Annotated in this window: 10 protein-coding genes; 4 read left to right on the top strand and 6 right to left on the bottom strand. The window is 44.6% G+C overall.

Annotated elements, in window-relative coordinates:
• Nucleotides 1–213 precede the first annotated feature (213 nt).
• Complete coding sequence (locus ACQ5DJ_RS00865; protein ID WP_429840782.1) at nucleotides 214–5172, bottom strand: Ig-like domain-containing protein; 4959 nt, start codon at nucleotides 5170–5172, stop codon at nucleotides 214–216.
• Nucleotides 5173–5361: 189 nt separating this feature from the next.
• Complete coding sequence (locus ACQ5DJ_RS00870) at nucleotides 5362–7932, bottom strand: LuxR C-terminal-related transcriptional regulator (protein WP_429840783.1); 2571 nt, start codon at nucleotides 7930–7932, stop codon at nucleotides 5362–5364.
• Nucleotides 7933–8371: 439 nt separating this feature from the next.
• Between ACQ5DJ_RS00870 and ACQ5DJ_RS00875 the strand changes: the two genes are divergently transcribed.
• On the top strand, nucleotides 8372–9445 hold the full coding sequence (locus tag ACQ5DJ_RS00875) for an RDD family protein (protein ID WP_429840784.1): 1074 nt from the start codon (nucleotides 8372–8374) through the stop codon (nucleotides 9443–9445).
• A gap of 85 nt (nucleotides 9446–9530) precedes the next feature.
• Here ACQ5DJ_RS00875 and ACQ5DJ_RS00880 read toward each other — a convergent pair whose 3' ends face one another.
• The 4 genes from ACQ5DJ_RS00880 to brnQ form a co-directional block, all read right to left on the bottom strand.
• Entirely contained in the window at nucleotides 9531–11852 is a 2322-nt protein-coding gene (locus ACQ5DJ_RS00880; RefSeq protein WP_429840785.1) for a DPP IV N-terminal domain-containing protein, read from the bottom strand.
• 204 nt (nucleotides 11853–12056) lie between these two features.
• Entirely contained in the window at nucleotides 12057–13649 is a 1593-nt protein-coding gene (locus ACQ5DJ_RS00885; protein WP_429840786.1) for a sensor domain-containing diguanylate cyclase, read from the bottom strand.
• 205 nt (nucleotides 13650–13854) lie between these two features.
• On the bottom strand, nucleotides 13855–14502 hold the full coding sequence (locus tag ACQ5DJ_RS00890; RefSeq protein WP_429840787.1) for a 2OG-Fe(II) oxygenase: 648 nt from the start codon (nucleotides 14500–14502) through the stop codon (nucleotides 13855–13857).
• A 209-nt stretch (nucleotides 14503–14711) separates the two neighbouring features.
• Nucleotides 14712–16058, bottom strand: coding sequence for a branched-chain amino acid transport system II carrier protein (brnQ, locus tag ACQ5DJ_RS00895; RefSeq protein ID WP_429840788.1), 1347 nt, complete (start codon nucleotides 16056–16058; stop codon nucleotides 14712–14714).
• A gap of 775 nt (nucleotides 16059–16833) precedes the next feature.
• On the opposite strand from brnQ, the gene ACQ5DJ_RS00900 reads away from it, so the two are divergent.
• The 3 genes from ACQ5DJ_RS00900 (at nucleotide 16834) to ACQ5DJ_RS00910 (ending at nucleotide 20020) form a co-directional block, all read left to right on the top strand.
• Nucleotides 16834–18309, top strand: a complete 1476-nt coding sequence (locus ACQ5DJ_RS00900) for a hypothetical protein (protein ID WP_429840789.1) — start codon at nucleotides 16834–16836, stop codon at nucleotides 18307–18309.
• 195 nt (nucleotides 18310–18504) lie between these two features.
• Nucleotides 18505–19134, top strand: coding sequence for a DUF2306 domain-containing protein (locus tag ACQ5DJ_RS00905; protein ID WP_429840790.1), 630 nt, complete (start codon nucleotides 18505–18507; stop codon nucleotides 19132–19134).
• Nucleotides 19135–19324: 190 nt separating this feature from the next.
• The gene (locus ACQ5DJ_RS00910; protein ID WP_429840791.1) at nucleotides 19325–20020 is read left to right on the top strand and encodes a hypothetical protein; all 696 of its coding nucleotides are present in this window, start codon (nucleotides 19325–19327) and stop codon (nucleotides 20018–20020) included.
• Nucleotides 20021–20063 lie beyond the last annotated feature (43 nt).

Consider the following 20063-nt stretch of genomic DNA (forward strand, 5'->3'; position numbering starts at 1 on the left):
CTACTAGCGAGACTGCAAATAAAATGCCGAAGTACCACTTCGCAAACCGAAAACTGAACCACGAGCCTTCCCACCATAAGATTCCAAAGAAAATAGCCCCAACCAACATGCTAGTGACAAAAGCAATGAATGCATTTTCCATATTTCTTCACCTTTGAAAACAGAATGGAAAAGAGGCTGCCCTCCACAGTAGATCGAACAGCCCCTTTTCATTTACCAGACTGTAATGTTAATCGTAATGGTCTCGCCGCCGTATTCCACTGTAATGGTTGTTTTACCAGATTCCAGTGCGGTCACGACACCATTTTCTACAGTCGCAATCTCAGGATCTTCCACTGTCCATTCGGCATCCTTGGTGACGATCTCCTCGTATCTATTTTCATAGACCGCATACAGGACGATCTCTCCCGTTTTGTCTGCCTTCAAGTGCAGCGAAGAGCGCGATACTCGCAAATCTTTTACTTTCTTTTCCTCTACTACGAGCACACGATTGGTTACCTTTTTACCGCCATATTTCGCAGTAATGACAGCCTTCCCTTCAGCCAGCGCTGTCACTTTTCCCTCTTTTGTTACTTCGATGACCTCTTCGTCGCTTGAGGACCATGTTGCTTTCTCTGTCACCTCTTCGGTGTTCTTGTCACTGAAGACGGCTGTCAGATTTAGCTGCTTTTCCTCATCGATCTCCAGCACCAAATCCTTGAAGGAAGTCGTCAACGAACGAATCGTTTTCTTAGAAACCGTCACCGGAATCTCCAGTTCCTCGCCCATATAGCGAACGGTAACGATGTCTTCTCCCTCTTCTTTGCCTGCCGTAATGCGGCCCTGCTTGACGGTAACCAACCCGTTTTCCGTGTCGTACTCAACATTTTTGTCTCGCGTGATGTCTTTGCGTTTTTTGCCTTCTACCTTATAAAGTCGCAAGGTCGTGGTTACTCTTGGCTTAATCCAGAAGGACGGTTCGTTTGTTTCCAACTGGAAGGTGGGTATTTCCTTCACGATTACTTCCACCGAATCAGTTTTGCTCCCGTCCTCGGTCGTCACTGTAATCGTGGCGTTCCCTGGAGCTACAGCTGTGATCTTGCCTTCCTCATCTACCTCGACGATCTCAGAATCGCTGCTTTCCCACTTGACTCGTTTGTTGGTGGCATTCGTTGGTTTTACAGTAGCTCGAAGGTTTTCTGTATCGCCAACACGCAGCGTTAACGCCTCTTCCTCCAACTCAACTCCGGTGACCGGCTCTCCCGTTGGCGGATTCGACACATATAGCTCAATGGAATCATCCAGATCGACGGTGTTTCCTGCCTGGTCGCGAAGCTGGATCAGAACTTTTTTCATCCCATTGCCATACGTCAAGTTCCAGGGTACCGTTCCCGTCACTCTTTCCCAGCTGCTCCACTTGCCTTGGTCATTGGAGATGCGCATGTCGACATCTCCCAAATTGTCCGAAGCAATAACATGCAGTTTCACGCTGGTAGAGTGGGTTAGACGATCATCATTGTTGATGACGAACGTTCCCGTTGGTGCTGTCTTATCCAAGGTAAACGTGATCTTGGTTTCGTTTGCGGAAGCATCTACGACCCGCAGTTCATGCTTGCCTTCACTTGTTACCTGGTCGCCACTTGCGAACGGAACACTATTCAATGTCGCTGTTCCTTCATTGAAGGTGATGGTCACGTCATCTTTGTAAATGCCTTTGTCCTCGACTCCTGTAACAACTGGCGCATCTGCATCCAGCTCGATCGTATCGGAAACGGTTGTGATGTGCCCTGCCTTGTCTGTGATCTGCATGTCGACGGTCTTGGTTCCATCACCAGACTTCAGTTGCCATGCTTTGGTCGCAGTTACTGCCTCCCAATCGCTCCAGTCGTTGTCACCATTTGCCAAGCGGATTTGTACATCGCTCGTACTGTCGTTCGCTGTTATGGCGAGCGTAACATCACGGGACTTGGTGTAGTTGTCTCCGTTATTAATCGTGATCGATCCAGTCGGCGCCACCACATCCAGCTCAATCGTATCGCTTAGCTTTGTGACGTTCCCCGCTTTGTCCCGCAGCTTGACATAGACTGTTTTGGTTCCGTTTGTACTGCCATCAGCCAGCTTCCATGCTTTTGACTCCACGAAACGCTCCCACGTGCCCGTATTGTCATCCGCGTTAGAGACAAGCATTTCGATGTCGTCTGTATTCCCTGAGGAAGTAAGGTGTAGCGTCACATCTTCTGTTTTGGCAAATTCGGCTCCATTATCGATGCTAAGCGTTCCTGTCGGTGGTGTTTTATCCAGTGTGAAACGAATCGTCGTGCGATTTTGTGCCTCATCTGTGACGACCAATTCATACGATCCTTCCACAGTAACGACAGAACCGCTCGTAAACGGATTACCATTCAGTAATGCGGTTCCCTCGTTGAAGGAAATCGTTACGTCGCTCGCATAGACACCATCTTGAGCGACTCCTGTGACGACTGGTCCAGCAGAATCTAGTGTGATTTGCTTTTGAAGGGACTGTTGGTTTCCGGCCGGGTCTCTCAGCTCGAGATAGACCGTTTTGGCTCCATCAACACTGCTCAGCTCCCATGGAACATCGCCTTTTGTTGGTGCTGTTTTCCAATTACTCCACGTCAGGTTGTCATTGGACAAGCGCATTTCCACACCATGAGCATCAGCCGACTCCACACTCAACGTAACTTTGCTTGAGTTGGTATACAACTGGCCTTGATTGATTTCGAAGGCACCCGTAGGGCTGGTCATATCGAGTGTGATTTCATCGGTAAAGCTGGCAATATTCCCTGCTTTGTCCTTTACTTCCATGTAAACCGACTTCGTTCCGTCACCAGTCGGCAAGGTCCATGTCTTTGTCGTGGTCAGCGTTTCCCAGGAAGTCCAATTGGCTGGATCACTCGTATCATGGGAAAAGCGCATCTGTAGGTCATTACTGAAATCGGTAACGGCAATTTGCAATGTGGTTGCAAGTGTATTGGTATAATTGGCGTCACCATTGATCTTGAGACTGCCTGACGGCTTTGTTTGATCGATGGAAAATGCAAGCGTCGTTGTATTGCCCGCTTCATCTGTGACAATCAGCGTATAGGCTCCATCCGCATTGACGATTTCTCCGTCAGCTATCGGCTTTCCGTTCAAGGTCGCCTTTCCTTCGTTGAAGCTGATCGTAACACTCTGATTGTACAGCTTGTTGTTCTCTACCCCTGTGACAACAGGTGCAACCGTGTCGAGTGTAATCGTAGACTGTAAATCATGAGTGTTGCCAGCTTCGTCGATCAACTGTACATAGACCGTTTTCTGCCCATCCCCATTTGTTAGCTTCCAAGCCTTGCTGGTCGCAACATTCTCTGGCGCACTCCAGCTGATGTTATCGTTGGACAGCTTCACTTTTACCTTGCTGGAAATGTCAGTGGCATCGATTTGCAAAATGACATCCTGGCTATTCGTATGGGTGGCTCCATTATTGATCGCAAGAGTTCCAGTAGGCGGGGTTTTATCCAGGGTAAAGGTTACCGTAGTCGTGTTCCCCGCTGTATCTGTCACTACCAGCGTATACTTGCCCTCCGCACTCACCTTTGTGCCGCTGGCAAAAGGAGCTCCATTCAATGTCGCTGTGCCATCGTCGAAGACAAGGGTGACATCTGCCGTATAAAAGCTGCCATTCGCAACCCCCGTCACAACAGGTGGCGTCTTGTCTAACACGATGGTATCCGATGTCGTAAACTGATTCCCTGCACCATCACGGAACTTCGCGTAGACTGTTTTTTGTCCGTCTCCACTAGCCAAGTTCCATTCCAGCTTGTTATTGGCTGGGATTGGAACCCAACTACCTGTAAAGTTGTTATCATTCGACAACATCAACTCTACCGGGCCGTTCGCATCGCTGCCCTGTATGGTAAGCTCGACCTTTTCCGATGAAGTAGCTACGTTCCCGTTATTGATCTCGATTGTCCCTGCCGGAGGCGTCGTATCCAGCACAATGCTATCCTGCGCTTGCAAGACAGTTCCTGTTCCGTCACGCAGCTCCATGAAGACCGTTTTGGTCCCTTCCCCTGTCGTAAGGGTCCACGTTACAGGTGTCACAAACGACTTCCATTCGCTCCAAGGACCACCTTCCGCATTTGTCAAACGGTACTCGGGCTTGGTCGCGTCAGGGTCATCCTGGGTCATGGTGAGCGTCACATTTGCTGAATTCGTAATCGCAGCACCGCCATTGATGGTAACCGTCGCTGTCGTAGGTGGTTCATTTACATCTGTCACCTGGATGGTCATCACCTTGGTAAAGAAATTGCCAGCCGAGTCTGTTGCGGTTATCGGTACGTCGTAAGTCGGCTTCGTTTCAAAATCAAATTTTTCCGTTACCTTCAGTTGATTTCCCTCAATAGTAAATGGCACCGTATTGTTTAAAATGCTAAACGTAACGGTTTCTCCTTGATCAGGATCTACTGCCGAAAGCGTACCAACTACCGCTCCTATTTGATTGTTTTCAGGAATCGAATTGGACGATAAGAGGATATCGGTTGGTGGAGTGTTAGCAGCATAAGTGATTTCCAGCTGAGAAGCGTAGCTAGGATTTCTTTTGTCATAGAAAACGATTTGAGGCTGATACAAAAGGGGAACAGGTGGCGCTGTTTGTCGTCCTCTTAAAACAAAGGTAGCTTTTTTGTCTGGAATCTGGCTCTTAACAAAGCTGGTTACGTCAAACGATTTCCACCCTGTGAAATTACTGGGAAGTATCTCATTTGTTATGATTCTTTCATGATGCACTGGTAGCGTCATCGTAAAATCATCGTTCCAGCTGTCATCAAGCGAGCCCCATAAATCAATAAAGGGCATATCTCCGCCTGTTGATTCTACCTTATGCACATAAACTTTCAGGGCGGCAGACTCAATTCTCTTCTCACTTTTCACGCCGCTCAGGTCAAAACGCAGGGCAGCATTCGCAGCCCCATAGTCCCCGCCAGAGTCTCGCGCGTAGCCGACGATCAACGCGTTCTGAATCAATTCATATTGCAATCCATCTGGATAGGCACCAGACGTATCCACGAACTTGTCCGCCTCTACTCGAATCACATCTGTAAGATTAGCTGCGTTCACTTTTTCTTGAATAAACACAGGTTGGACAATTGCAAACAACAAAGTAAATACCAACAAACGAGCAATCATTCTTTTCATCAATAACACTGTCCTCCTTCCTTATTCATTTGAACTCCTCCTACTGTCGACACACTCCCCTAGCAAAACATCTAGGTGAAACAAAAATATGGTAACAACAGTCTTTTGCAAAAAATACTAACTAAAGTTATGTCTTTTGATGATTGTTTTTTTCTCAACAAAAAACCCCACCGTATAGGCGGGGTGATTCTAATGATCGATCTCACTTTCTCTTAATCTGACGATTGCTTGTGCCCGATTTTTCACCTGGAGCTTGCTAAAAATTTGATGCACATGCCCTTTTACCGTCCCCAGGGTGAGATGCAGCTTGTCCGCAATCTCGGAGTTGGATAACCCTTCACCGATCAGTGCCAGCACTTCCGACTCTCTTTCCGTCAATTTTTCCAATGCGGGGGATACCCGGATTTGAATATCAAGCGTAGGAAATTCCTTCTCCACACTTTTGAGCAGCATCGAAAGATAAGCCATCTCTTGCTTGGATACGTTTTTGCTTTTATAGAGCGAATAGAGCATTTTGGCGACGCCAGGGCCTTCATCCAAAAAAGTGCGTACATAGCCTTCTAGCGCGGCTAACATTACCGCCATGCGCATACACGTCATCGCTTCATGATGCTGTTTTTGAATCATGTAAGCTTGGCTGAGCAAAAGAAAGACTTCAATCCGACTCCCGAGCCGATCCTTTATTTCCGCCTCGTGCTTTAAGCTCGTTAGTAGCATGATGGCTGCACTGTCGTTTTTTAAATAGATGTATACCCGGGCCAACGTCATTCGCTCAAATTCATGTCGGGAAGCGACAATATCGACATTCATTTTCGTGTAGGGCTCAGCCCATTTTTCTATTTCTTCCCGTCGGTTTTCTTCGATCCATAATCGGACGCGGAATGTTTCTACAAAAGACATCCAATGGGGAGGCGCATCGTGCTGGCGGCATAGCAAGGTGATTTCCTCCATGGCCAGCCACATCTCGTCGTTACGATGCTCTGCCTTTCTCCATCGGGCCAAAGTCAGATACACTGGGACCAATACGCCAAAATTCAAGGAGATGGTGCCTAACTGGATTGCTCGCGGTACGAAATATTTTAACTGCTCAAAATCATTTTTCTCATAATAGAGCTCAGCCATCACGATAGAACCGTAGGCTAATATGCCAAGACCACTGTGCTTCCAGATCGCCCTTAATTTTGGATAGTATTCATTCACATTGGACAAATACCCGCTCAAGGCCACACGACTACGCAGCACGTACGGCTCATCTGAATTCAGCTCTATGCCGACGATGAAGTAGCGGCTGAATTTTGGCTTCATTTGAACCGACTCTTCCATATATTTGAGGGAGAGGTCAACATTTCCCCGCATCACTTCGATATATCCCCGAAGCACACACATTTCTACTCGACAGTCGTCAAAGCTCCCATGATTGGTCCGTGTTGCTTCGTCAGCCAATTGAAGGAGGATTTCCGCCTGATCAATTTCGTTGGATACAGCATGCAGCCAAGCAAAAGCAATGCACAGCTCAGGGTTGCATTCCAACCAGGACTTCTCAAAGTATTTCATCCATCTGCGCAGTGTTATATTTTCGTACTGTTTCAACATCCACGGCGCATGTGAGACGATCAAACGGCTCGCCCGGGTCCAATCTTTTCCGAGAAACGCATGCTCAGTCGCCTCCATTATCCACCCGTGACTTTCAAACCAACAGCTTGCAGAGATATGTAGGGCAGGAAGTAGTTCATTATATGTCTTTCTTACATGGGAAAGTAGAAGTTCTGCGAATAAATGATGATAACGATACCACTCATTTACGCCATCCAGTGCGATGACAAATGAATTCATTCTCTCCAACGTGCGAAGGATGTCGTGAGCATCCGGCTCTCCCGTAACGGCTGCGCATAGATCGCCTGTCAGACGCGGCAGTATGGACGTTTTCAACAAAAACATCTGCACCTTTTCTGGAAGCCGTTTCAATACTTCTTCCGTCAAATATTCCCCGACATATTTGTCATTACCGGAAAATTGATGAATGACCTTAGAAGCTTCGGACTTTCCTTGCATGGAGAGGGCTGCTAACTGCAAACCGGCCACCCATCCCTCCGTTCGTTTGCTTAGCAAGCCAATGTCTTGTTCTGACAGACTCAGACCTAGTTGCTCATGGAATAAGCGCCGGCACTCGTCCTCATTGAACCGAAGAGTGTCTGAGCCCAGTTGCTTCAACTGTTTCCGAACGCGTAGACGGTGTAGGGCAAAAGGAGGTTCCTCCCGCGTAATCAGGACGACATGCATATATAAGGAAGCATGCTGGATCAGTGTCTGCAGTCCTTCATGAATGGAAGGCTCCTTAATGAGATGGTAATCGTCCAATACCAGATAAAAATCACGTTCAAACCCCGCAATTTCTTCGAGTAGCACGGACATCAGCTGCTCAGCAGAAGCCGTATACTGGGGGTGAAGCACCGAGGAAGATTCTTTGCCCAAGCCTTCCTGTGCCCTTTCAATTGCCCTAGCAAAATATCGCCAAAAGCGCACGGGATCATTATCGGATTCATCCAGGGAGATCCAACCGGTCGGTTTGCCGGAATTTTGCGTCCATTGACTGACTGCTGTCGTTTTACCGAAACCGGCTGGCGCGCACACGAGAATCAATCTTGCTTCGCCCGCATCATCGATTTCTTTCAATATTTGATGCCGAAGTAACAAGTCCGAACCATACTTCGGAACATGAAGCTTGGTTGCGATAAGTGGACTGTACGTTAATAAATCCATACGCATCTCCTGCCTAGAAGTAAAATGACATTCATGAAGGAAACATGGAAAGTAGCCTCGCTATCGATGACTTGAAGCGCAATGAAGTTGGCTATCGGGGAAAAAGAGTCCATATAAAGATAGGAAATATTGCTCAGATTAAAGATACAGCAAAGTGATCCCAGAGTGGGTATTTTTTTTATGAACGTTGCATCCAGACAGAGAAAAACCCGACCGGTACAAATGTCGGGTTTACCTTGAGTCATCGAAGCATTCTGTTGATTCGTCTGGCTTCTATCGCGACTTTTTTACTGTATAGCCTTTTATCCTGTTTGAGTTGCAGCATCTTGGCACACTGATCTTACTCATCTTTTCCCATTTTAATTGTCTACAATTGACAATACAATTTTCAAAGTGGTTAAATGTAATATGTTTACATTTTTTCAGGAGGTGCACAAAATTGGAGCAACAACCGCCATCATTATCGGTACCGACAGAGTTTTTTCCTCTTGCCCAACAAGAGCCGCCAAAAAACATGGGGGATTTATCGAAATCATACGACAGGGCGACGATTTTTTTCACGAGATGGGGAGCCCATGTTCTTGATCATATTCTTCTCGCTTGTTTTCTAATCGGATTGCTGTCACTTGGGGTTTCCATTGATAAAGACGCCAACGGTCTTTACTTCTTTATCCTAGCCGCCATTATCCTATGTTCTTATTATGTACTGTTAGAAGGACTTACCGGATATACGATCGGAAAATTTACTTTCCGCATCATTGCTGTCAATGCAGAAGGACGACCACCGGGGGTATGGAAATCATTTATCCGTTCCCTCATTCGTCTATTCGAAGCAAATGCGTTTCTTCTAGGCGGGTTGCCAGCTGGTATCAGTGTGTTGGCTTCCGACAAAAGACAACGGTTAGGCGATCTAGCAGCGAATACATACGTCGTTAAAGTGAAGGATCTGAACAACATCAGCAAAAAGCAAACAACCGTACTTGCTGTTGTCTTCTCCATCGTAGCCGTTCTATCCATCATTGGTATGATTTTTGGGATAGTCGATCTCGCATCAAGAACGCCTACCGAAGAAATTTTCTATAGCGAAAATAAAAAGTTTCAAATAACAGCCCCTTCCGATTGGGATAAGGATTCAGCCCTTCATGATGAAGCTGATATAGCCATCTCCAATCGATTCAGCGAAAAGTATGTATTGGTACTGTCAGAATCGAAACAGGATCTAGATAGTTCATTCTCGCTTCAAGACTATGCCCAAGTCATTGAGTCAAACCTTCAAGAGGCTGTAGATCATGTATCCGTTGATAAACAGATTCGTACTGTAGTCGACAACCAGGTGGCCATCCAATTCAATGCCAAAGGCGAAGTAGACGGCATTAAGGTCGCTTATATTGTGACATTGGTCGAAACGCCTACACATTTTCATCAAATCATGGCTTGGACAGAAGAAAAAAGGTTTGAGTCCCTTAAGCAAGAACTGCAAAAGGTCAGTGCAAGTTTTCGTGAGATAAAATAGCTACTGCCTTCTCCATAAAAAAGGAAAAGAGGAGCTCTTCTTAGGGCTCCTCTTCGTAGTTCACCGTTTTCTTTCCTCTCACACACTATTTCTCTATCGGCTCTTTATCAATGGCCTTATTGTTGGCTATTTGATTCCCCCACGGAGGTTCTGCTCTCATCAAGTGCCGTACAAAATAATCCCACTTTCTGCGGATAAAGTACGGTTCCATGGAAAAGCCGTGATGTCGGTTGGGCAATAGCAGCATGTCAAAATCTTTGTCCGCTTTAATCAGCGCATCCGCCATCCGAATCGTTTGGGAAGGATGCACATTATCATCCATATCTCCGCTCACCAGTAAGAGCTTTCCTCTCAAATTGGCTGCCAGATGTGCATTGTCTTGATCCCTGTACAAGTCCGGGTCATACAAACCTTGATAGCGTTCCGCCCATGCTGCAATATATAGCCGTTGATCATGATTACCACACGCGGAAACCGCAGCCTTGTAAAACTCAGGAAATGAGAGCATGGCCCTTGTCGAAGCGTAGCCTCCCCCTGACGAGCCCCATATGCCTACCCGATCAACATCCACATACGGGTAGCGCTCAGCCAATTGCCTTACCGCTGTCACATGGTCAAGCAAACCTCCTGCTTCCTCCAATTTTCCATTTGAGATGTCATGGAACCATTTGGAGCGATAAGGTGTCCCCATCCCATCTAGGATTAATACGATAAAGCCCAACTGCGCCAATGATTGTGCACCACCCAGCGGGTCATGGCTTCGACCGGGATCGAGCGCGAAAGCTTTCGGCGTATTGATGATCTGTGGTCCCCCGTAAATGTAATCGACGACCGGATACTTGCGTGAAGGATCAAACGGGAATGGTCGCAGCATCAATCCATAAAGATCAGTCACACCGTCTCGTGCTTTAACGGTAATCCTTTCTGGTATTTGGTACCCCATCTCGAGCAGCATTTCCACATTAGCGTGCTCCAATTCGCGAATCAGCGTGCCATCTATCGAGCGGAGAACAGAAACAGGCGGCATATCAACTCGCGAAAACGTATCCACGAAATACTTCATAGTGGGAGAAAACACAACATCATGCTCTGCATCTTCTGGCGTCAGCAACGACAGACCCGTTCCATCTAGGCGAACGCGATACAGGTGTTGATAATAAGGATCGCGCCCCTCTTCTAGGCCTCCTCCAGTGATATACACCCATCCCTGCTGCTCGTCCACTGCCATCAATTTTCGTACCGTCCAGGAACCCGATGTAATCGGATTGCGAATCTCTCCGGTTTTGCCATCGCAATGATAGAGATGGCTCCACCCATCACGCTCTGAGTGCCAGATGAACGAACCATCAGCCAATAACCGAATATTCGGATTAGTTGCTCCAAGGTTATGCAGGTCTTGGTTCAAAAACGTATCGCTTTGTTCCCTCAGTAGCGTGCAAACCTCACCGGAGCAAGGATCAGCTACGGAAAAATCGACAGAGCGGGCATCACGGGACATCCGGGCGATATATACCTGTTTACTGTCGGCTGACCATCCAGCCATTTGCATCCCCGGAGTGAGAGGTGAGACTGGACACGCTATTAAAGGCTCGCTTTCAATCTGGACTGTGGTACGCCTTTCTAAATCACAGACGACCAGCTCTGCCAACGGTACGTGTGGATCGCCAACCAGTGGATAACGGTATGAGTACAGTACCGGTCTGACTTCTTCGCCTTTCGGAACCGATTGAATCAGATGCAAATTGCGCACCTTTCTTTGATCAAGCCGATGGGTCAACAGCATCTTGGAATCGGGCGACCAAATCGCTACTGGAGGAAGCTTCATGTTATTCAATCGCTCCGCCACGGTCGAGAGCCGACATTCAGGCTGGGTTCCGTAATCATAGTATGCCTTGCCGTCGCGGGTCAGCCTGAAACGCTTTCCGGTTTCGACTGACCGAACATACAAGTTGTGATCATATACGAAGGCCACCCACTTTCCATCTGGAGACGGCAGTTCATCCATCGACGGCTTATCAACATGATCGATGGGCTTGCAGCTGTATTGCTGTAAATCACAGTTCCAAACTGTACCGCCCACCTCAAACTGGAATGACGTTCCATTCTCAGTAATCAAAAGTTCCCCAAGTGGCAATGTATCTGCGCTATACGTTTCTCCTGACCTTCTTGACAAACAGACGGCTAATCGCGCGTGGTCGAATGCTGGCTGACTCGTATTCTGTTCAGCATCCACGATCACATATTGTCTGCCAGTACCCTTTTCCAAACGGATTTCTCGGATGTACCAGAATCGATTCCCGCTGATCCAGTTTGGCCTGACAAAAATATTGAATACTGCGTCGTAATAATTGGAAGGATGCAAGCGTTGTGCCCTCTCATACTGTTCCCGTGTGACAACATTCTCCATACGAATCCCCCTCTTTCAAAGTGAGATACAAGAATCATGTGCTTCACATTTCCAAACCAGAAGTTTCCTTAATTATCCATTTGTTACATGCATATGTAAAACGCGAGATAATATATCTCCGAATTTACTTTTTTAGCACCGAACAAGTGATTTTTTTTCGAAAAAGAAAGAGGCGATCTCTCGCCTCTTCCCTCCTAACATAGATTACTCCACTTCTGCTATCCTTGTTTGGTTCCTACCCGATCTTTTCGCCTTGTACATGGCTTCATCAGCTACATGCATCAGATCTTCAGCCGAAACAGCATGGGAAGGATAGTGTGCAATGCCTTGAGAAACGGTTAGCCGCTGCCCGATTGGATTGGTGCTTGTTTCTAAAGCATGGCGTATTCGTTCGGCCAGCTGATAGGCCTCCTCCAAGCCAGCATGGGAAACAAGGACAACAAATTCCTCACCACCAAAGCGACAGCTCACATCTTCTGGCCGAAGTGATGAAGAAATCATTTTCGCAAAATGTTTCAACACCTCATCTCCAGACTGATGACCATATGTGTCATTAATAGCTTTAAATCGATCAAGGTCCATCATAATAATAGAAAAGGGGATTTGCTCCATCATCCATTTTTGCATGGTTTCCTCGAGCGTTCTTCGGTTTGTTAGCCCTGTCAACGGATCTGTTCTCGCATCATGAGCCAACTGATCTGTCTGTTTTTTGATATCGTTTAATGTAAAGCGAATGGCTCGAGTTAACAGCTCAGCCTCTCGATTCCAATGCTGTCTACCTTCCGAGAACTCAACCTCTTCTCTACCGGCCTTGCTCACAAGATCGGCCAGGGAGACGAAAGGCCTTGCTACTTTGCGCGCGAGCCCAATCACAACTAACATTAATAATAAAAAGGGAGGCAGCGTATACAACAAAACGAATTGAATATCACGATTTACTTGTTCATAAACAACACTGATAGGGGACACAACAATGACACCCCAGTCATTCTCTGGAACCTTCACGTAAGCGGCCAATTCCATCTGTCCCCTCAAGTTGACAATCGGTTCATAGCCACTTTGGCCTTGAATGAGTTTGCGCACGGCTGGATTTGCACTGATATCCTCTCCGATTCGACTTGCATCGCGGTGGAACAACAAATGACCGTTTGATCCTACGATGTAGAAAGAAGAACCTAACTCGTCCGTTGGGTTGCTCCCCAGGATCGTATTTAAAATGTTCTCTTCATGAAGATAAATCGTTCCCCCGATAAACCCACGGTAGATTCCGTCTTTATCGAAAATGGGTTCGCTAATAAGCAAAATGAGACGATTCGAATGTGCAGTGATATATGGTACAGAAATATAGGGCTCTTTTAATGCCAGTACCCTTTTCCCCACATCCATTTTCACATATGTTCCTGCTGTACCAATTGATTCAGGAGACACCCCTCGAACAAGCCCGGTTTCATCCACCACGATAATCGAATTAAAATAGTTGTTGGTACGACGTATCAATTCAAGCTTCCTATGTATTTCATCTGCATCCATCGCGTGCATATCGGAAAAGATGCTCGCCGAATACTGTAAGCTACTCCGCATGGATTTTATCAAAGCGTCTATGGTGTGACTCATTTTAAGTGCACTTGTGTGATTTAAGGTCAACGTCGTGTGAATCAGTGCCTGTTTTTTGGATTGATAGAATGAGATAAGTAGGATAGTAACAGTCAGAACAACGGATAAAGAGACTAGTCCTGTTAAAAGTGTCACTAGACTAATCTTTTTCGAGTGGTTTGCTTTCTTCTGTAAGATAGGCATCGGATGCCCCCTTGTATTTAGCATATAGCTATTATGCAATAAATAAAAAATAGTCTAACACTTGATAATATTCGTTTCAAGTATATAAGGGAGTTCAAGCAGCCGACTTTTGGCTTGAGGACATAAAAAAGCCACCTTTGTCAGGTGGTAGTTTCGCATATGTATTTTGGGGATTCCCCCGATACTAACCGTAGTGCATCATGATCTAGGAGACCCGAAAGCTTTGTCTTCTCATCCACATCGTTGCCACCCACTTCTCCCCATGGATCACTTGTGTCCCTGCATGCAAAGTGAACTCGTTTAATTCTCGATTTCTATAAAAATATTCAAAGTAGACAGCCATGCCTTTAGTAGGGAATACAGATAAATTTAGCAAAGGAAACACCGTTTCTCCGCCTTGCTCCACATCATTCAAATACATCACGAGCGTGCTAATGCGATTGTTCGTACTTGCTCGACTCGTTTCTGCAAAGAAATCATAATGAGGTTTATATTCTTGACCAGGGGTATATCGTAGAACTTGCAAGCCATCACCATGCTCAATCGGAATGTTCATAATTTGGGAGATACGCTTCTCGACTCTTGTAATCGTCTCCGTCTGCTCGCAGAACACCCCGCTGCTCGTTCTAATAGAATTGACTGAACGATCTTCGCCTATTTTTGAGCGTTGCAATCGTTCTCTGGAATGTTCGATTAGCTCATCGCATTCGCTATCGCTAAGCACATTTCCTAACACGACAACCAGTGGTTCCTCATACTTAGCAAGAATTCGAATCTCTCGGTCTTCTGTCTTGATCCTATTCCCAGTATGATCAAATATCGTCCGTTCTTTCTCTGTCGTGTGCCCTATCATCGTTATGCACCCCATATATATGACATCCATAGCAAAAAATAGAATACCATAAAATAGGTAACTTCAATCAGTAAACTTTAGAAAAATAAAAATATTTTTAACTATCACTCGATACTGATTGACTTATGAAAAAACCCGTCTCCTATATGGTAAGAGACGGGTTTGTAATGCATCTTCTAAGTGGCATGTGTCTATGTGAAAAGTTAGATTCATGCCTCCTTGTGTTTTTGAACGTGATACGTATTCTTCCGGGATACACTGATCATGTATCCGCATACCCCACCTATAAGAGAAGGTAGTAGCCAGCCCAAACCTACGTCATACAGTGGAAGGAACTGAGTAAAATAATGATGGACAACACTATTTTCGACTCCAGCAGCCTTTAAGCCATCAAACAGACTAATCAGAAAAGTGAAAAGTAAACTTCCTTGATACACTTCTGGCCTGCCATTGAATGCTTTATGCAGAAACGTCAAGAAGAGTAACGAGATCGCAATCGGGTACATGGTCATTAAGATCGGAACGGAGACCTTAATGAGTTGCGTTAATCCAATATTCGCAACGAGTGTACTGAAAACAGACAAAATAACCGCGAATTTTTTGTAAGAAATCTTCGGAAGCAATGAATGAAAAAAAGAAGAGCAGGCTGTAATAAGCCCTACACTTGTAGTCAAGCATGCCACTGTAATCATTAATCCCAATAAAACGGCACCATAAGAACCAAAGTAGTAATTTGAAACTTTCGCCAAAACTTCAGCGCCATTTTCTAAGTGGCCCAACTTTTCTACACTAGAAGCACCCATAAAGGAGAGTGCGGTATAGAAAAGAGCGAGGAGTAAACCGGCTATTATTGTTGCTTTTGCGCACGCAGCCAAAACTTGTTTTTTGGCAGTAACTCCTTTTTCTTTAATCGCATTCACAATGATCATTCCAAAAACAAAAGCTACAAGCGCATCCAATGTTAAATACCCTTCTTGAAAACCCTTGAAAAATACATCGGATGTGTAATCTGCTTGCGGGGCTTGAAGGGCTCCAATTGGATAAATAATAGCCGTTACTGCAATAATTCCGATAAATGTCAATTTAATTGGAGTTAAGATTTTTCCGACTACATGGATAATTTTCATAGGATTGAGCGATAAGAAGCAGGCAATTGCGAAAAACAGGATGGTAAATAGAATCAGCGGTGCCGAACCTGCCTGTTCTGATAGGAAAGGCTTTATCCCAATATCAAACGATACATTGCCGGATCTCGGTATCGCAAAAAACGGACCGATTGCTAGATATAGAACAATCGTAAATACAATTCCGAATACGGGATGCACGCGACTGGCTAAAGAGCGCAAGTCGTCTTTTCCCGAATAAACAAAGGCTGTGATCGCTAGCAAAGGTAACCCGACCCCTGTAACCAAAAAACCTGCATTGGCTATCCATACATTTGTTCCTGCTAATTGGCCGAGCATTGGCGGAAAAATTAAATTCCCCGCCCCAAAAAACAAAGCAAACAACATGAATCCTATCGTAACTACAAAAGAAACTGGCGCTTTCTGTGACACAACAATCCTCCTAATTGTTCTATATCTCTCATTCATCAATGTTCATTCAGATGGTTACTTAACCAACCTTCATTTATACATCCTGATACTATACTCTAAATAAACATTCTTTTCAAACATACATAATTCAAAGTACCGCTCCCCACGTAAGAGAAAGACACTCCAAACGCTATGAGCTCAGTTACTCCAAGTTGCCGGAAATCAAGCTTACACCCCTGATACAGTTTACTACAAGCACCCCTAGTGTCGCAGCAGGAAGTACCTTCCCTGGAATAAGCCACCATCAATAAGATTTACATATTTCAGAAAATATTTATTTTTCTTAACTTGAAATGAATTGTCAATTTTCCTTATAATTACAACTAAGCCTTTTGTTGATAAAAGGTACACATAATTCCATTCTTATAGAAAGGAGGTGTAAACTCATGAAAAAGGTCGTAAAAGTAGCAGTAAACAAGAACAAACAAGTGCAAGAAATGAAAGCTCTGAAATGGCGTGTAGTTGTTGATGTGTGCTTGTAAGAGAGTCAAATAAGCATGCGTTATCTCCTTATATAAAATTTGGAAGGGACGGGATTCCCCATGAAACAGGTAGTGAAAGTACAACTTTCTAGCAATCAAGACGTTAAAGAAATGAAATTGCTTCTCCATCCAATTATGACACTTGCGTGTAAAAAGTAATCGATTGTTCAAGAGCACCTCGTGTGCTCTTGAATTTTTTCCAAGAAGTTCTCGCTTTCCAGGCAGTAAGCAAACATGACGGGATGGTGCAATTTATGAATCAAGCGCATTTGTTGGAAAGATATCATCAGTTGAGAGAGCTTGCCGAGGACGCAGACGCATGGCTGGAATCAGAGATTGGTTCCGATCTTTGGGTGGATGGAATTAACGTATTTTTAACGGTATCACCAGAGGATTTTATTGAGGGACTTGAGAGATTCGAGGGTAACTACGATTTTATCAACCATGGAATTGTAAGCGATATACGTCAACTTCAACAATATTGTAGAGACGCATCAGCGGATGGTGAGTTTCCTTTATATCAGGCTCTAGCAGTTGGAATGACCTGGTTAAGCTTACAGCCTCAAATAAACGGCGGCTATTTCAACTTGCCTGTTCAAATTACCAATCACTCCATCGCTTTGTTGCTAAGCCCAACCTATTTAGCAGTTTGGGCACATAGTTACAATGAAGGGATTGGATTATACTTAGATTTGCATTCGACGCTACCAACGTTATTCAGACCAGAGCATGGACGGATCTACCAAAATGCAGGATCGTATTTGGAAGGAAGTCACATCAAGTTTCCTTTTCAAAATTACTTCCACGAAATTGCTCATATCCTATTCTTCCATGACGTCTATCAACGTGTACTGGGGAGCGAAGACGAATGTAGAAGCTACTGGACACATATAGAAGCATGCATTTATGGACTTGAGGAGCAGGTGCTCGCTGAAATGATGGAAGTGCAACCAGATTTGCATGCCATCGATGATGGATTCGGAAGTAGTAAAGGATTCGAGGATTTTATCTCTTATCGCTTTGGAGTTCTTGGTGCTCAAGAGGATGGATCAATATCAAAAGACACGGTTCGAACATACATCAAAAGAAACATGCAATTAGGTGAAGCGAATGAAAGCATCCCTGATAATGGAGTAAAAGCGAGGATTCTTGCTAGTCATAAGCTAGATGAGGAACGATTAGAAGAGCTCGATACTTACTGTAAGTCCTTTGCTACTGCATTGCAGGTACATAGCTTGTGGGGAATCAAAAGCTATCAACGAAACTCGATTCCAGCGTTTCGTGAAGTGGTAGAGTTACTCTCTCCTGATGCATACTGCCTACAAAAACTCGAAGAATCTCTGCGACCAGATTCATGGCGTACATTAGAAGATTTGTTATCGAAAAATCCTTTTGTTGAGATATGCTCTCAAACAAGAGAAATAAATATTCAAGGTTGGAACTGGCGTGATACCCTGTCTCGGTTGGCAGAAATGCGCGGATATTTGGCAACCGCTAATGAATCTGATTATGGTGAGACCAATCAAGAGCTATTTGGGATAGCAAAGCGTTTAGCAAAAGTAATTCACGAAGAGAAACAACAAGGCCTGGAAGAGCAGTATGAAAGCCAGTACGCCGAGATGAAACGAGAAATTAGCGAATCATTAAACCGATTGCCTAACGTGGAAGTACGCGATCATTTGCACAATCTTCTCTCCAAACCGTATTACTTTGTGCTAGAGCCCAATTAATAACTGATTATGAGTCAAAGACCGGCGAATGTTGGTCTTTGTTTTTTTATGTAAGGAACGAGATCCTCCTTTACTCCCCCTTTTTCTTTATGACGTTCAGTTTTTATCCTTTTTTTAGAAATCGTTTAGGGTTTGTTTTGAACTTGCATTTAGGATGAGGGTAAGAAAAATGATTCAGAAGGGAGCGGTTTTTGCATGCTTGAGAAACTTCCTAAAACTTGGTGGGGATTATTTCTTGTATCTCTCGTGGTTATCGTTCCATTTATGTTTCCCTATTTAACATTAGATCCTACAAACAGTCGAATAACGATTATTCCCGGCACTGTTCAGTATCCTTTATTAGTTGCTCATATCATGTCTGCTTTCATTGCTCTTCTCACTGGTTTTTTCCAGTTTGTCGACCGAATTCGCCTAAAGAAACCAAGGATACATCGTTTTCTTGGAAGGGTTTATGTGTACAGTGTGTTTATCAGCGGACTACTTTCTTTAGCGAGTATCTTTTATGCAGAAAATTTCATGAAGGCAACAAGCTTCCTTATCTTATCGTTAGCTTGGCTGTTCACTTGCTGGAAAGGGTATCGTACCGCAATCAACAGACAATATGAGGAACACCGAAAATGGATGATTCGCAGTTTTGGAATGACATTAGTTGCCATAAGCGCGCGACTTTTAGTGCCAGTATTACTCCTTCTCTACTATATTTTACAAGGCTTTTCTCTTCCGCACGGTATGGAAACCGTCATTGGTGAGGTATTGAATGTTAACATTTGGGCTGGTCTCATTCTTAATTTTGTTATAGTCGAATGGGCTATATTGAAGAAATAGGCTTACTTAGACACGCCACATGGGCGATGGAGTCGTAGCACAAAAAGGACTGTCTCTATCGTTGAATCGGGGATTAAGTCTATAACAATTTATGTAAAAACATTAAAATAAAACCAAATTCTCAAAGGAGCTTAATAAGAAAATAGCGAATCCTAACAGAAAATATTTTTTATGAGAGGGTGTTTTGTTCATGCTTAAAAAAAGTATGGTTTCTGCTTTAGGTCTACTAGTAGTTACAATGTCTTTATCCATTCCTACCAAGGCTACTGAACTCACAACATCTTCTCAGGAAACGTTACTTCATAATAATTCAACCGACTCTCGTAAAGTATCAAGAATAACTAGTGTTAATTTTGGAGCTACAAGACAAATTTCAAAATCAACTCCGATTCCTCCAGATTGGGTCATTACAACAGCAATGAGTGACTACTACATCATCCAATATGTAGGTGGAGCAAGGTTGGGTCAGACAGTACAGACTGCTAGAACGACCCCCATTCCAAAAGACTGGGTGATCACTCTTGCAACAAGTGATTTCTTTGTATGGACGTATGTAGGAGGAGCAAGCTTCGGACATACAATTCAGACGGCAAAAATAACCCAAGTTCCAGAAAACTGGGTGATTACTCTAGCAACTTCGGATTTTTATCAACTGAAGTATGTAGGAGGGGCAAGCTTTGGACAGACCGTACAGACTGCAAAGTTCACTCGAATTCCAACAAATTGGGTGATCACCCAAGCAACTTCGGATTACTTTGTATGGATGTATGTGGGAGGGGCAAGCATTGGAACGACCGTACAGACCGCAAAAATTACCCAAATTCCACCTGGCTGGGTCATTACAACCGCTACATCAGACTTTTATATCCTTACTTATAGAGGATAGTGGTAGTTAGAGTACACATGCATTACCAGATCTGATCGACTAT

The organism is Brevibacillus sp. FIR094 (assembly GCF_050477165.1).
Classification (GTDB): domain Bacteria; phylum Bacillota; class Bacilli; order Brevibacillales; family Brevibacillaceae; genus Brevibacillus.

Coding starts and splice junctions, on each gene's coding strand:
- ACQ5DJ_RS00865 (WP_429840782.1), bottom strand. CDS start 5,172: ATGAAAAGAATGATTGCTCGTTTGTTGGTATTTACTTTGTTGTTTGCA.
- ACQ5DJ_RS00870 (WP_429840783.1), bottom strand. CDS start 7,932: ATGGATTTATTAACGTACAGTCCACTTATCGCAACCAAGCTTCATGTT.
- ACQ5DJ_RS00880 (WP_429840785.1), bottom strand. CDS start 11,852: ATGGAGAATGTTGTCACACGGGAACAGTATGAGAGGGCACAACGCTTG.
- ACQ5DJ_RS00885 (WP_429840786.1), bottom strand. CDS start 13,649: ATGCCTATCTTACAGAAGAAAGCAAACCACTCGAAAAAGATTAGTCTA.
- ACQ5DJ_RS00890 (WP_429840787.1), bottom strand. CDS start 14,502: ATGATAGGGCACACGACAGAGAAAGAACGGACGATATTTGATCATACT.
- ACQ5DJ_RS00900 (WP_429840789.1), top strand. CDS start 16,834: ATGAATCAAGCGCATTTGTTGGAAAGATATCATCAGTTGAGAGAGCTT.
- ACQ5DJ_RS00905 (WP_429840790.1), top strand. CDS start 18,505: ATGCTTGAGAAACTTCCTAAAACTTGGTGGGGATTATTTCTTGTATCT.
- ACQ5DJ_RS00910 (WP_429840791.1), top strand. CDS start 19,325: ATGCTTAAAAAAAGTATGGTTTCTGCTTTAGGTCTACTAGTAGTTACA.